Annotated in this window: 12 protein-coding genes and 3 tRNA genes; 3 read left to right on the forward strand and 12 right to left on the reverse strand. The window is 36.0% G+C overall.

The window, feature by feature from the left end:
* Positions 1-55: 55 nt before the first annotated feature.
* The 3 genes from glmS to ACWPWS_RS12680 are packed head-to-tail and all read right to left on the reverse strand — an operon-like array spanning position 56 to position 4369.
* Entirely contained in the window at positions 56-1909 is a 1854-nt protein-coding gene (glmS, locus tag ACWPWS_RS12670) for a glutamine--fructose-6-phosphate transaminase (isomerizing) (RefSeq protein ID WP_209785867.1), read from the reverse strand.
* 29 nt (positions 1910-1938) lie between these two features.
* Complete coding sequence (locus ACWPWS_RS12675; protein ID WP_454046730.1) at positions 1939-3585, reverse strand: DUF4270 family protein; 1647 nt, start codon at positions 3583-3585, stop codon at positions 1939-1941.
* Between the two features lie 13 nt (positions 3586-3598).
* Positions 3599-4369 carry a glycogen/starch synthase gene (locus ACWPWS_RS12680; protein WP_105684721.1) on the reverse strand — a complete coding sequence of 257 codons (771 nt, stop codon included), beginning with the start codon at positions 4367-4369 and terminating at the stop codon, positions 3599-3601.
* Positions 4370-4540: 171 nt separating this feature from the next.
* Here ACWPWS_RS12680 and panC point away from each other — a divergent pair, with 171 nt between their 5' ends.
* Positions 4541-5389 carry a pantoate--beta-alanine ligase gene (gene panC, locus ACWPWS_RS12685; RefSeq protein ID WP_209785869.1) on the forward strand — a complete coding sequence of 283 codons (849 nt, stop codon included), beginning with the start codon at positions 4541-4543 and terminating at the stop codon, positions 5387-5389.
* 186 nt (positions 5390-5575) lie between these two features.
* Here panC and ACWPWS_RS12690 read toward each other — a convergent pair.
* The 3 genes from ACWPWS_RS12690 to ACWPWS_RS12700 form a co-directional block, all read right to left on the reverse strand.
* Positions 5576-5648, reverse strand: a tRNA-Lys gene (locus ACWPWS_RS12690).
* Positions 5649-5703: 55 nt separating this feature from the next.
* A tRNA-Leu gene (locus ACWPWS_RS12695) sits at positions 5704-5786 on the reverse strand.
* A 35-nt stretch (positions 5787-5821) separates the two neighbouring features.
* Positions 5822-5894 (reverse strand) — tRNA-Lys (locus ACWPWS_RS12700).
* Positions 5895-6009: 115 nt separating this feature from the next.
* Here ACWPWS_RS12700 and ACWPWS_RS12705 point away from each other — a divergent pair.
* The gene (locus ACWPWS_RS12705) at positions 6010-6525 is read left to right on the forward strand and encodes a shikimate kinase (RefSeq protein WP_105684228.1); all 516 of its coding nucleotides are present in this window, start codon (positions 6010-6012) and stop codon (positions 6523-6525) included.
* Between the two features lie 16 nt (positions 6526-6541).
* Here the strand turns inward: ACWPWS_RS12705 and ACWPWS_RS12710 are convergent, their stop codons facing one another.
* On the reverse strand, positions 6542-6988 hold the full coding sequence (locus ACWPWS_RS12710; protein WP_209785870.1) for an RNA-binding S4 domain-containing protein: 447 nt from the start codon (positions 6986-6988) through the stop codon (positions 6542-6544).
* Positions 6989-7043: 55 nt separating this feature from the next.
* Between ACWPWS_RS12710 and ACWPWS_RS12715 the strand changes: the two genes are divergently transcribed.
* Positions 7044-7823, forward strand: a complete 780-nt coding sequence (locus ACWPWS_RS12715) for a hypothetical protein (RefSeq protein ID WP_454046731.1) — start codon at positions 7044-7046, stop codon at positions 7821-7823.
* Between the two features lie 62 nt (positions 7824-7885).
* On the opposite strand, the gene ACWPWS_RS12720 is transcribed toward ACWPWS_RS12715, so the two are convergent.
* The 5 genes from ACWPWS_RS12720 to ACWPWS_RS12740 all read right to left on the reverse strand — a co-directional run bounded on the left by ACWPWS_RS12720 (position 7886) and on the right by ACWPWS_RS12740 (position 14650).
* Positions 7886-9403 carry an FMN-binding glutamate synthase family protein gene (locus ACWPWS_RS12720; RefSeq protein ID WP_105684231.1) on the reverse strand — a complete coding sequence of 506 codons (1518 nt, stop codon included), beginning with the start codon at positions 9401-9403 and terminating at the stop codon, positions 7886-7888.
* A gap of 54 nt (positions 9404-9457) precedes the next feature.
* Positions 9458-10804 carry a tRNA (N(6)-L-threonylcarbamoyladenosine(37)-C(2))-methylthiotransferase MtaB gene (gene mtaB / locus ACWPWS_RS12725; protein ID WP_454046732.1) on the reverse strand — a complete coding sequence of 449 codons (1347 nt, stop codon included), beginning with the start codon at positions 10802-10804 and terminating at the stop codon, positions 9458-9460.
* A 66-nt stretch (positions 10805-10870) separates the two neighbouring features.
* Entirely contained in the window at positions 10871-11461 is a 591-nt protein-coding gene (locus tag ACWPWS_RS12730; RefSeq protein WP_454046733.1) for a DUF1572 family protein, read from the reverse strand.
* 88 nt (positions 11462-11549) lie between these two features.
* Positions 11550-13652, reverse strand: a complete 2103-nt coding sequence (locus tag ACWPWS_RS12735) for a T9SS type B sorting domain-containing protein (RefSeq protein ID WP_454046734.1) — start codon at positions 13650-13652, stop codon at positions 11550-11552.
* Positions 13653-13852: 200 nt separating this feature from the next.
* Positions 13853-14650 carry a hypothetical protein gene (locus ACWPWS_RS12740; protein ID WP_454046735.1) on the reverse strand — a complete coding sequence of 266 codons (798 nt, stop codon included), beginning with the start codon at positions 14648-14650 and terminating at the stop codon, positions 13853-13855.
* Positions 14651-14846: the final 196 nt, after the last annotated feature.

Raw genomic sequence — 14846 nt, forward strand, 5'->3', positions numbered from 1 at the left:
GATTTTTTTTGAAATAACGGAATAAATCTAAATTTATTTTATTTACAACATCTTTTTATTCCACGGTAACAGATTTTGCAAGGTTTCTCGGTTGATCTACGTTGGCTCCTCTATATACTGCAATGTAATAAGCAAGCAGTTGCAGAGGTACGGAAGCAACGATTGGAGAGAAACATTCTGAAGTTTCAGGGATTTCAATAACATAATCAGCCATTTCACTCACCTGACGGTCTCCTTTATTAACTACAGCGATAATTTTTCCTTTTCTCGCTTTAATTTCCTGAACGTTACTTACAATTTTATCATAGTGTCCTTTTTTAGGTGCTATGATTACAATTGGCATGTTTTCATCGATCAGGGCAATTGGACCGTGCTTCATTTCTGCAGCCGGATATCCTTCTGCATGGATATAAGAAATTTCTTTTAATTTTAAGGCTCCTTCTAAGGCAGCAGGATAATTGTATCCTCTTCCTAAATAAAGGAAATTAGTAGCTTTCACAAAATCTTTTGCAATATTCTGAGTAAGCTCATGAGTGGTATTTAACACTTCTTCAATTTTCTTAGGAAGAGCATCAAGCTCAGAGATTAAGCTCATAAATTCAGCGTTTCCTAAGTTTCCGTTGTGTTTTCCTAGTTTAAATGCAATTAAAGTAAGAATAGTAAGCTGCGCCGTAAATGCTTTTGTAGAAGCAACCCCAATTTCAGGGCCGGCATGCGTATATGAACCTGCATCGGTAATTCTTGCAATTGAAGAATCCACAACATTACATATACCGTATATAAATGCACCTTTTTCTTTTGCTAATTTTAAAGCAGCCATTGTATCAGCTGTTTCTCCAGATTGAGAAATTGCAATCACCACATCTTTATCGGTAATGATAGGATTTCTGTATCTGAACTCTGATGCATACTCTACTTCAACAGGAATTCTTGCATATTCTTCTATCAGATATTCTCCGATAAGACCTGCATGCCAGGAAGTACCACAGGCAATAATAATAATTCTGTTGGCATTTTTAAATCTCTCAACATGATCCCAGATTCCGGCCATTTTGATAACACCTTCGTCTACAAGAAGTCTTCCTCTCATTGTATCGTGTACCGATTTAGGCTGTTCAAAGATTTCTTTAAGCATGAAATGCTCATATCCACCTTTTTCAATTTGTTCAAGGCTTAATTTAAGCTCCTGAATTTCCGGTTCAATTTTAGAGTTATCATTGATGGTTCTGATATCTACTCCATTTTCAAGAGAGATTGTTGCCATATGTCCTTCTTCAAGATAAATGGCTTCTTTTGTAAATTCTACGAAAGGAGAGGCATCAGAAGCAATAAAGTATTCTTTATCTCCGATTCCGATTGCCAGAGGAGAACCTAATCTTCCTACCACCAATACTCCAGGATAATCTTCATGAAGTACAGTGATTGCATAGGCTCCATATACTTCATTCAATGCATATCTTACCGCAGTTGGGAAATCAGTTTCAGGATTAAGATCCATAAAATACTGGATAAGGTTTACCAGTACTTCTGTATCTGTTTCTGATTTGAAAGTAAATCCTTTTTCAGTAAGCATCGTTTTAATAGTATCATAATTTTCAATAATACCGTTATGTACGATTGCGATTTTGCCGTTATTTGACAAGTGCGGGTGGGAATTTCTGTCACTAGGAACTCCGTGGGTTGCCCAACGGGTGTGTCCCATTCCAATTTTAGACTTTCCTTTTAGTTCTTTCGAAATATTCACCAAATCCTCAACCTTACCTTTTGTTTTTTCTACTTCCAGCTTGTTATCTGAACCTTCTAAAACAATTCCGGCACTGTCATACCCTCTATATTCCAATCTTCTAAGACCATTAATTACGATTTCATAAGCGTCTTGAAAACCTGTATATCCTACTATTCCGCACATATTTTATTTTGTCTAGTGTTGTTTAATGTTTATTTTTTCGTCCCGTAAGTCACCATTAGCTGGATTCTTTTTGGATTCGTATTTGTTTTATCTATACCTGTCAGGATAATTCTGTTCATATCGATTGCTCTTGTCGTATTACGAACTCCTAAAAGGCTTCCTGTAGCAGTTGCGGCAAATGTTCCGGCACTGATCACCAACGGTTTATTCGTTACCGGCTGCTCAACTCCACTTACAGTTTCTTTTTTACCTTCCACAAGATCCTTGATGGTTTTTGTTACTACAAAATCATAGTACCCAGGATTTTCTTTATAATAATATAGGCCAAGTCCTGAAGTCAGATCTGATGTAAAGCCTAGCTTTGAGTAATCAATAGTACCATTACTGTTTAATGTATTGGTCAAAATTGAAAACTTACGATCTTCTGTTGAATTTTTATTTTTCCAGCTTAAAGGATCCAGATAGATTCTAACTTTAGCACTTACAATACCTGCTTTTTCTTTATTGTAAACATCTTTAAGTTGTGCAATTGTTTCATCCTTAATTTTCACGACAACAGAAGGACCTCCCATTCCCTGAACAAAAAGTCTCTCATCACCTTCATTAGGATTACTTGCAGCCAATGCATTAGCTACAGATGATCCTGATCTGCTGTATTCATACAATCCGATATGAGCATTAGAACCTCCTAAGTTGAAATTAAGTGTTGTTTGTGGTCTTGTAGTTGCTCCATTCTCAGTTTTATCATATTTGTAATACATGACAAGCTGTAAATCATCAGGAGAGAACTGGTAAAGGTATCTATCCGTTTCATCCACAGAAATTTTTATTCCTTTGAAATATCTGATAAAGTTTGAAGCATCCTGAAGCTCTGGTTTTCCTTTTTTATCAAGGATATGAGTCTGGAAAAAGTTTGTATTGCTCAGTTTTATTCTGAATCCTAAGTTTCCGGTAAATACAACTGAGTTATCAGATTTTTTAGTAATAGATAAAGAACTGATGTTACCATTAAATACTCCTGAACCTAACAGTTCACCAGTACTTATATTCTTATTGGAACGTTTGAAAGTATCGTCATTCGAGTCTAAAAATGTAGTAACTTCATGTACATTGACTTTCATTGATTTTGAAGCTCCGCCTATTTTACCGTATTTACGAACAGGATACGTTTTTCTCTCAATTGAAACAGCTGTAGCAACTCCGTCTACAGGGAAATCACTTTTCTCAAATGTATTTGTTTTTAATGAATCGCTTTCAAAGAAGTAAGTATTCGTAGTTGTATTGGCTGGTGGTCTTACCACAAGGACTACAGAATCCACTTTCGGATTTGCCCCATTGAAGTCGAAATTATCTACCGGCATTCTTAGCTGGGTAACATACGATGCTCTCTGCATTCCAAATTCACCTTCAGTAAAAGCTCCCAGCACACCAACGTAAGAAGCAGCACCAGATTCGCTCACCCCACTGATCAGTCTGGCAGCATCACTTCTGATGGAATCATTGTTGTTGTAATTGTATGCGATAACGGGATATGAAATTTCATTACCTTGCGCAGCATCATTATTGAACAACTGCTCACCAAGAGAATCCGGATCAGGTTCACAGTTATAAAGGAATGTACTTCCAAAAATCGCCAATAGAAGCATGGCGAAGGTCTTTTTAAGATTATGAGTCATTAAAAATGTGTTTTTAATAAAGTTGATTTATAGAATCTATGTCCAGATATTCCGATTTTTGGGTTGCAGTTTCGTTGAAAGCCTTATCCAGGTCTTCATCCAGAAACTCGTCCCCTTTCACAACGGCATCTACATAGTTCATACTCTCGATAACAAAACTTTTAATAGTTGGGTTATCTAACGCTTTTAATCCTGAAATATTATCAAACTGTAGTTTTTCGTCAATCTTTTTATCCAGGTCAGCATCTTTCTCATTGTAAAGAGAAAGTACAATTTTCGCGTCTTTGAAATAAGTATCTGATTCGTAATACGTTTTAAGATAAATTGGAACGAAAGAAGCCATCCATCCATTTAAATGGATAACATCCGGTACCCAGTTTAGTTTCTTAATTGTTTCAATAACTCCTCTGGCAAAGAAAATCGCTCTTTCGTCATTGTCTTCGAAAGGGTTTCCTTCATCGTCGAAATAATATTGTTTTCTTTTGAAGTATTCTTCATTGTCAATAAAGTAAACCTGAAGTCTTTCCCCCGGAAGAGACGCTACTTTAATGATTAGAGGCTGGTCCAGGTCATTGATAATAATATTCATCCCTGAAAGACGGATTACCTCATGAAGCTGAAACTTTCTCTCACTTATTTGTCCAAATCTTGGCATAAAAACTCTTACATCATTGCCTTCTTGGTGCATCTTAAGTGCCATTTTGTTTACCACTGCAGCCATATTTGTATCTTCCTGATATGGATACATCTCTGTAGTAATGTACAGTATTTTTTGATTCGGCATAAACTTTCTATCTAATTTTTGTAAAAATGCTTTAATGTGCAAAATTACAAAAAAACATCCAACATTATTTTAATTAACATTTTTTTACGAAAATTACCTTTTCCAAATTATTAAAAGTACATATTATTATGCGATATTTTTAGTATTTTTGAAATAGTATTAAAACAAACTATGGAAGTTCTAAAAAACAGAAAAGTCCTTCAGGATTTCATTGAAAGACAGAAAGAAATGGGAAAAAGAATTGGCTTTGCTCCTACTATGGGCGCCTTGCACAATGGTCATCTTTCTCTGTATGAAGAGGCAAGAAAAGAGAATGATCTTGTTATTTCTTCAATTTTTGTAAATCCAACCCAATTCAACAATCCTGAGGATCTTGAAAAATACCCAAGAGATGTCAACAGAGATATACTTATTCTTCAGAATTCAGGTCTTGTAGATGCTGTTTATATTCCTGAGGTAGCCGATATTTACCCTGAGAAAGCTGAAAGCCAGCAATATGATTTTGATGGATTGGAAAATGAGATGGAAGGAAAATCAAGACCGGGACATTTCGACGGAGTAGGAACTGTTGTAGAGGAACTTTTCAGACAGATACAGCCTGACAATGCTTATTTTGGGGAAAAAGATTTCCAGCAGCTCGCTATCATAAAAAAAATGGTAGAGAAAAAGCATCTTCCCGTTAAAATAACCGGAGTTTCTATTTACAGGGCAGAAAACGGACTGGCATTAAGTTCAAGAAACCAAAGACTTCATGAGGACCGAAAAGAAGCCTCTAAAGTAATTTATGAGACTTTAAAAAAGGTAAACGACTGGTTCAGAACCGTTACTATTCCGGAAATCAAGGAAAGAGTAGCTGATATTTTCGATGACCAGCCGGGAATGAAACTTGAATATTTCCTTATTGCTGATGAAAATACATTACAGGAAACCGATTTTTTCTATAAAGACAGAAGTTTCAGAGCGTTTATCGTAGTCGTTGTAGACGGAGTAAGATTAATTGACAATATGCATTTGGATTGATTTTTCCAAATTAAAATATAATATCCCTGACTGTTATGGTTGGGGATTTTTTTTGAATGTATAATAAAAAAAAAGGAAGTTCAGTATCAGACTTCATACAAAAATCAAAGGCCTCCTGAAGGAAGCCTTTGAAACACCAAATCACAAAATATTAATATGAAAAAAATTTACTTTTCAGTAAACTTGTGACCCGGCTGGGATTCGAACCCAGGACCCATACATTAAAAGTGTATTGCTCTACCAGCTGAGCTACCGAGTCGGCCACAATTAAAATGAAATAAATTTCAATATTAATTATAAAATTTTCTTTGCAGTGCCTGCGACTGGACTCGAACCAGCACATCCTTAGGAAACCACCCCCTCAAGATGGCGTGTCTACCAATTTCACCACGCAGGCAATAAAATCACAAAATTCGTAATATTTATTGCTAGTGACCCGGCTGGGATTCGAACCCAGGACCCATACATTAAAAGTGTATTGCTCTACCAGCTGAGCTACCGAGTCGGCCACTTATGCAACAAGTTTTCATTTAAGTAATGTCCCTTGTTTTAAGTGGTGCAAAGATATAACTTTTTTCTTTATCTCAAAACTTTTTCGCAAATTTGTTTTAAAAAAATTCATGGTAATTTCATTGATCGGATACATGGGAAGTGGCAAATCTCACATTTCCAAAATATTAAGCGAAAAAATCAATTTTAAATTAATTGACCTCGATAAAGAGATTTCAAGAAGAAACAAATTAACCATCCCGGAAATTTTTGAAAAAAAGGGAGAGATTTACTTTAGAAAACTGGAAAGAGAAGCCCTGGAAGAGATATTGGCTTCGGAAGAAAATGTAGTTTTAAGCCTTGGCGGAGGCACTCCTGTGTATTATAATAACATGGAGATCATTAATCACAATTCTAAAAGTTTTTTCTTAAGAACATCGGTAGGAACATTGGTAGAAAGACTTTCAAAACAGAAAGAAAAAAGACCATTGATTGCCAATATCTCGGATGAAGACCTTCCGGAATTCATTGCAAAACATTTATTTGAAAGAAATCAATTTTACAGCAAAGCACAGTATACTGTAGGAACAGATTCCAGAGAACCGGAGGATATTGTTAATGAAATAGTAGAAAAGCTCTATCTCTAGAGCTTTTTTATTTTATTTATTGATCTTCATCACCGGCTTCGTCACCTGTCTCACCAAAGAAATCATCCCAATCCGTAAAGTCAGAATCGATATCGTTACCTACCCCTACGTAATCGTCCATTTCTCTTCTGTCTTTTTTGGTTGGTCTTCCCTCGCCTTTATTTCTGTAATAATCTTGTGACATTTTACGAAGTTTCAACAGTTCGTACTGTTCTTTATCTGTCACATCTTTAATATGAAGAGGCACCAGCTTGGCTCCTATTCTGCTTTTAGGGATCTGAATTACTTTTATTTTATAATCAATTTGATTCTTACGGATTTTAATAGTATCTCCTTCTTTTACCTCTTTAGATGACTTTACGGCAGACGTTCCTATAGAAACTCTATTCTTTTTAATCTCCTCTGCTGCAATACTTCTCGTCTTATAAAAACGAATGCTCCATAAAAATTTATCTATTCTCATATTTTTTTATACTTTTGCCGTTATATTATTTGTAAAGTAATTAAAGTTTTTTGAAATGAAAAAAATATTTTTATATATCCTTGCAGGATCTTTGTGTTTTTCTGCTTGTAAGAAAGATGATGATGTGTCAACCTATGTAGAGCCGGAAGACATTAATACACAAAACACCTATGATGATCAGGCCATTAAGAAATTCATGGATGATAATTATCTGGATGCACAGGGTAATATAAAAGCCTTCAGTTCTACAGATACAGCAGATGATAACGAAAAAAAATTATCTGAACTGGCACCTGTAACACTTCCTTCGGGAGCTATCTATATCGTTAGAAACGGTGCTCAGCCTCCTGTTAATCCTGATCCTGTTTATGATCAGACTGTCAAAACTGATGATATTATTAAATTCATGGTAAGAGCTTACTCTTATCTGGCAGTTAATTCTGACGGAAACACTTCATTTACATCAAAAGCTACCTTTTTAAATACGATTGACGGAAGTGGTATCCCTGCTATTGACCCTATGTTTTATTACGTAAAGAAATCAATACTGGATGCTGCTACAACTGATGCAGCAAAAAAAGCAAAGTATTATCAAATCCCTGGTTTCAGAGAAGCTTTACAGAAATTCAAAGCATTCAATAATCTTTCCAGTGAAACACCTTATAACTTACAGGGAGTAATTATTGTTCCTTCCAGAGCTGCTTTTGCAAGAAATCCTCATTATCCGTACTTAAATGCTTCTTACAGAAACAAATCTTTTGTATTCAACTTTCAGATTTATGGACGAGATAACAGACCAGATGATCAAAAACAAACTTCTGATCAACAACAATAAAAGTAATCACATCAAAAAAAAACACCGTCTCAATGACGGTGTTTTTATTTTATCGTATGTTATTATGATCTTGCCTTCTGCTTTACATTTCCTAAAATATCAGGGAAGTAAAGGTCCGCAAGGTGATCAAACTCATCTCCTCTCATAAACATGGTGGCATCTACTTCTTCATAAGAACTTCTTCCTGCAGCCGCAATCAATTCATTGCAGGTATGAAGGGTATTTTTATGAAAGTGATATACTCTTTCTGCTTTATCCGTCACCTCAAGTCCTTTGATAAGCATTTTATCCTGTGTAGCCACTCCTGTAGGGCAGTTATTTGTATTACATCTCAACGCCTGAATACATCCTAAAGAAAACATAAATCCTCTGGCATTGTTACACATATCAGCACCCATCGAAATTGCTCTCAGAATATCAAGACTGGTAAGAACTTTACCGCTGGCAATCACTCTTAATTTATCTCTTAAGTTATAATTATTAAGTGTTCTGTTGACAAATATCAAAGCTGGTTCTAACGGCATTCCTACTCCATCTGAAAATTCCGGTGGCGCAGCTCCAGTTCCTCCTTCTGCCCCATCTATGGTAATAAAGTCCGGATAAATCTTCAGAACATTCATCTGAACACAGATATCTTCAAATTCTCTGGTATCTCCGATACACAGTTTAAAACCAACAGGTTTCCCGCCTGAAAGATCTCTTAATTGCTGTACGAACCTCAACAGTCCTGCTGCATCAGAAAATGAAGTATGTGAGGGTGGTGAAATAACAGTCATACCCGGTGTTACGTGACGGATTGCTGCAATTTCAGGTGTATTTTTCACTCCCGGAAGTACTCCTCCATGTCCTGGTTTTGCTCCCTGTGATAATTTGATTTCTATCATTTTCACATTAGGAAGAGTTGAGTATTTGGTGAATAATTCAGGATTAAATTTCCCTTCATCATCACGACATCCGAAATATCCTGTTCCGATCTGCCAGCATAAATCTCCGCCTTCCATATGATAAGGTGAAATTCCCCCTTCTCCGGTATTATGATAGAAGTTTCCTTTTTTTGCTCCTCTGTTCAGGGAAATCTGTGCTCTGTCACTTAATGCTCCGAAACTCATTGCTGAGATATTGAATAAAGAAGCGTGGTAAGGCTGGGTACACTGTTCTCCTCCCACCCATACTCTTGGGAGCTCTTCTGATGGTGATTTTGCATAAATAGAATGCTTGATCCCTTCATATTTTCTGTGATTTACTTCCAGCTGTGTACCAAAAGCCACAGTATCACTTAAATTTTTTGCACGTCTGTATACTGCAGAACGCTGGTTTCTTGGAAACGGTTTCCCGTCTGTTTCCCTTTCAATAAAGTATTGCTGCATTTCGGGTGAAATACTCTCGAAAAAATACCTGAAGTATCCCAATACAGGAAAGTTCCTCAAAATAGCATGTTTCGATTGGTAAGCATTGTAAACACCCAATGCATAAATTGCGGATAACAGCGTAGGTATCCAATAATGCGCTCTGATCAGCAGTGCTATAATCCATGTAGCAGCTACTAATACAATTCCCCAAGATAAAAACTTATCTCTCATGAATGTAGTATTTAAAAGTTTAAAAATAAATTTAGTAGAATTTTTGCAAAGAGCCTATGCTTTTGCTAAAAAACTTTGGTAAGAAGATTGCACAGAAACCGTGCCATCTGACAGGATTTTTTCTAAATTTAGAAATTCGATTTGGTTTACGGATGCAGGATCAAAATCTTTCTGGACTCTCACATAGTTTTCTGTGAAGCCAAACATTTTCCCGTCTTTATTTTCGTGCTCCCAAAGAACAGGAAGCGTTTTACCAAGTTGTGTCTGATAAAATGCCATTTTCTTCTTTTCAGAAAGAATTCTCAGCATTTTATTACGTTTTTTTCTTTCTGCTACAGGAACTACTCCATCCATAGCAGCAGCTTCCGTATTTTCTCTTTCAGAATAAGTAAATACGTGCAGGTAAGTAATAGGAAGATCATTCAGGAAATTATAGGTTTCTATGAATCTCTCTTCTGTTTCTCCCGGAAATCCTACAATAACATCCACACCAATAGCCGCATCAGGCATAACCTCGCGGATTTTATTGACTCTGTCATTGTACAGTTTGGTCAGGTAACGACGTTTCATCTTTTTCAAAAGATCATCACTTCCAGATTGTAACGGGATATGAAAATGCGGAACAAAACTTTTACTTTTAGAAACCAGTTCTATACTTTCATCTTTTAAAAGATTGGGTTCAATAGAGGATATACGGATTCTTTCTATTCCATCTACTTTATCCAGTTCTGAAATAAGATCAAGGAAAGTATGTTCATGTCTTTTGTTTCCAAATTCTCCTTTACCATAATCACCGATATTCACCCCTGTAAGAACAATTTCTTTGATATCTCTTGCCGCAATTTCTGTAGCATTTTTGAGAACGTTTTCGATAGTATCTGAACGCGAAATTCCTCTGGCCAACGGAATCGTACAATAGGTACATTTATAGTCGCAGCCATCCTGTACTTTCAGGAAAGCTCTGGTTCTGTCTCCAATAGAATAGCTTCCGATAAAGAAATCGGTTTCTTCAATTTCACATGAATGCACTACCCCTTCGCTTTCAGATTTCTCCAAATCATCAAGGTAGCTCAGAATATTGAATTTTTCTTTTGCTCCTAAAACCAGGTCAACACCTTCAATCTGTGAAATTTCCTCAGGCTTTAGCTGTGCATAGCATCCCACAATAACTACCAGTCCTTCCGGATTGGCTTTCATTGCTCTTTTCACATGAAGTTTACATTCACGGTCAGCATTTTCAGTCACAGAACATGTATTGATAACATATACGTTCGCTTTTTCATCAAAACTTACCTTATCATAACCTGCATCTGTTAATTGACGGGCAATAGTAGATGTTTCTGCAAAGTTTAATTTGCAGCCAAGTGTATGAAACGCGGCAGTTCTGTGAAAAGTAGACATTTGTTACTCCTGAATTTTATGGGTGCAAAGATAGTAATTTTAATAAGAATCCAAGATTGATTCAATCTATTGTTTATATTCATCCCTTACTTCAGGGCTGTTTTGAAAGCAGACGGGGGAAGAATTGGCTTCCGGATCTTGATTTGAAAATTGGGTTTTCATTTCTGTATTAAACTCTTGAGACCGATTTCTGGCAATAGACAGTGTGCTCCAGTCTTCATTTTTTATCATTTTAGCAATATATACAATCTGCCCGATATGGTAAGGATAATGAGCCAATTGACGAAGGACAGCATCAATCACCGGATGCGCTTCTCCTCTGATATAGGTTATTGCATAAAGATTATCCTCATTTATTTTCTCAAGAGCATCAAAAAAGCATTTCCAGCCCTGTTCCCAAAAATCCAGAACCTGTTCTTTAGTGGTAAAGGTATTGACAAATTCTCCATCGCGGTTACGCCAGGATTTCTCTCCGTCTTCAGTCAGGAAATTTGTCCATCTTGACAGCATATTTCCGGCAAGATGTTTCACGATGATGGCAATAGAATTACTTTCTTCATTGTACTGCAAGAACATCTGCTCATCTGTCAACTGAACGAATGTCTTATCACCAAGAGATTTATAGTATTCAAAACGTTTTACAAAGAGGTCTTTCATTTTTTCTATTTTGCTATCTAATTTAATAACTTTCCAAAATAAAAACCACTTCATTTGAAGTGGTTTTATCTATGTATAAAATTTATTGTTATTCTCTGTTTTTCACCAATACCCAACCGGTAAATTTAATAGCGGTATTCTTTTTATCATTTTCATTCCAAGTAATAGAATACCAATAGGTTCCGGTAGGAACTCTTCTTCCGCCCTGGGTGCCGTCCCACTTATAGCCATTTGATCTGTCTGCCTGGAATATTTTATTTCCATATCGGTCAAAAACATTCATGATCAGATTTTGTTTGCTGGCCAATGCAGAATAATCAATTACATCATTTATTCCATCGGCATTCGGAGTAATCACATTAACCAAATTAGGGACTACAATTCCTATCTCTATCGGATCACAGTCATAGGCATCTTTTACATAGACTTTATGATCTCCTCTTGAAAGATTATTGAACACATTGGAATCCTGCCAGATAATATTATCTATTGAATATTGGTAAGCCGGAGTTCCTCCTATTACAGATACTGTGATTGTATTATTCGAAATATCAATACCAGAAACAACCGGCTGTTCGGAAGGAAGTACTTTTACTGTTTGTGTTGTAACACATTCTCCTGTTTTAAGTTTCACCCAATAGGTTCCTATTCCGGCTTTAATTGTTTGGGTAGTGGCTCCTGTACTCCACTCGTAACTTTTAAATCCAGGTCCTGCATCCAGAGTTGTCTGGTCTTCTGCACAAATAGTCACATCTTTAAGTTTATCAGAATATACAGGGGGAATAACCACTAAAGTCACCTTCGCCACATTATAGCATCCCTGAGCATTAGAAACCCTTATATAAACAAATCCATTAGGTGCAATGTAATTATTGGCATTCAGAATTTCATTGGTCTGGCTAACAGCATCAGTGAGTGAAGGATAATATTTTTTTGTAGGATTAGTTTGACCAGTTACTGAAGCATTGACCAGATTAAAAGAAGCTGTAGATGGGCTGGCTTCGATGAAGCATGATCTCAAAGTGGTCTCATTCACCACTACAACCGGATAAAACTTCAAGGTAATCTGTGCTACTGCAGTACATCCAAACTCAGAAGTTACTTTCACATAAATAATTCCTTCTGCAGATACAAATGCCATTGGAGTGGTAATCTCATTGGTTCCGGCATTGAGATCCGCCATTGTGGGATAATATTTCTTAGTAACATTCGGGTTTGCAATAACGTCTGCGGTGGTTAAATCAAATAAAGCTGTGCCCGCATTATTATTGTTACACTGAGTTAATGTTGCATTTTTAGCGGTAATAGATCCATCTTTGAATTTGAATGTTCCGACCTGTTTGCATTTATTAAGAGGGTTAGCCGCATTAGCAGGATCGGTGTAATTGATACTGTAATAATAGACAGTAGTTGTATTTACCGTGATAGGAGCTGTAATAGGGTTATTCCCTGTAAGAGCATCATTCTGGCTCAGGTGATAGCTTACCCCAAAGTTTTGATTTCCATTAAGAATTCCTGAGGACAATGTAGAAAAATCAAATAAAGCTGTTGTAGAACATATCACCACTTCTCTTGGGTCTGCAGGATTTGCAGCCGGAATTCCGGGAGGATTAAAAGGCTGAGTCTGTATAGCCGGATCTGTAAATGGTGAAGCCAGTGTTGCAGTTCCGCCCCATGTCAAAGAAAACGGAGCTGTGGTAGAACTTGTACTGCTTACCCAGTTGTCAATAAACAAATAATACGTTTGTCCTGGTAAAACATCAAGATATTTGCAATACGGAGTTAAAGAACCTCCGGCAGCACTTAAAAGCGTACTTGTCATGTTCAATCCTGTAGCAGGCCCAGGCCCGATAACCGTTGCAGCATTACAACGTATGGGTGACCCCAAACTTCCGCAGGTTACATTAGGACCAAAAATTGCCCAGTCATAATCGGCATCCGGATTATTGGGAACAAGATCAAAAGTAAGAGTTCCTCCTGTAGCGATTGTAATTTTATACCAAATAGAGTTGTGCTCTCCAGTAAAGTCTATACAGCTTCCTGAATTGACCAATTCTTTTATATTACCATATCCTGTAGGACTATAAGTGATATTTGAGTTTCCGCAAACAGAAAGTGCGGTAGCACAATCGGCCTGAGCATAGAAAGTATGAGAGAGACATAGAAGTATGAAAAGTAAAAGTTTTCTCATAGATTTAATGTTTTTATGGTTACATCAGTTATACATCGTATTGATATTCAATGCACATCAAATATAATCTTATTTTAATTAAAAACAATAAAATCTAAATAATTTTAAACTATTACAAATTAAAACATTAAATAATTTGAAATTATTCACATTATCTCAAATTAAAGAGTAAAATAACCAAACACAATAAAATATCAGCTTTATTTTATACTAGTAATATTTCCACAGAGATTTTCCAGATGAAATATTTTATGGAAAGGACTTTTTACTTCTTTCAAATGGTCTTTATCCTGAATGAAAGTATATCTTGAAGCAATAGAATTCATATCCGAAACAATAACCAGCCAGCATTCATCTACAGAAGTATCATAATAAGGAAACTTTTCATTCTTCTTTTCAATGAGTTCCAGAATTTTTTCCGAACAGAGTTCATCAAACAGATTCATACTGTATTCGTGTGTGATAAATACATTTCTGCGATGAAAAGATTTTCTTACACTTTTTATGCAGCCTACCGGTTTGTTTTTTTTGATAGTCTTGTAAATACTGATGATATTTTCCTGCTGTACTTCCAGGGTATCAAATTTCGTTTCCGGATGGAATTCTAAAAAATAAACACCACGATATTTCGTAGTGTCTTCCTGTTCTAATATTATTTCTGCCTGACGGAACATTTTATTCAAAGTACTTTCCACTTTCTTCATTTCCAGATGGTTGATTACTTCAGTCAGTTCTATTCCAATTTTTTTGTCGTTGAGTTTTGCGATAAAGTCTGGACTCTCACAGGTAAGATTTTCAAATTTAACTTCGGGGAAGTGATGCATAAAAGAATTAAGAAGAAGAATCTCAGATTTCTTTCTGTACTTTTCACGGTCATGCAGCGGAGATTCGTCTATGGTACGGTGATACTTCTCTATGGGCTTTTTTTTCAAATGCCGGTTCAGGTAATATAAACTCAGATTCTTTATCAGATCTTCTTCAGAAAACGTCTTTTTCATGTGTGATTTTTTTATTTAATTAAAGAACACATGCAGCCCTGGGCTTTCATCATTAAAAGTTTTTGATAATCAAAAATTTACACTCTTAAAGGTAAGCAAAAAAACAATCCGATATTTAGTTTTTAAATTAATTTATCGATTAATTAATGTAAAGTTTATTTTCATAATGTATACCTTTGCCTTTTCTAACACAAAC

Source organism: Chryseobacterium sp. Marseille-Q8038 (assembly GCF_965111995.1).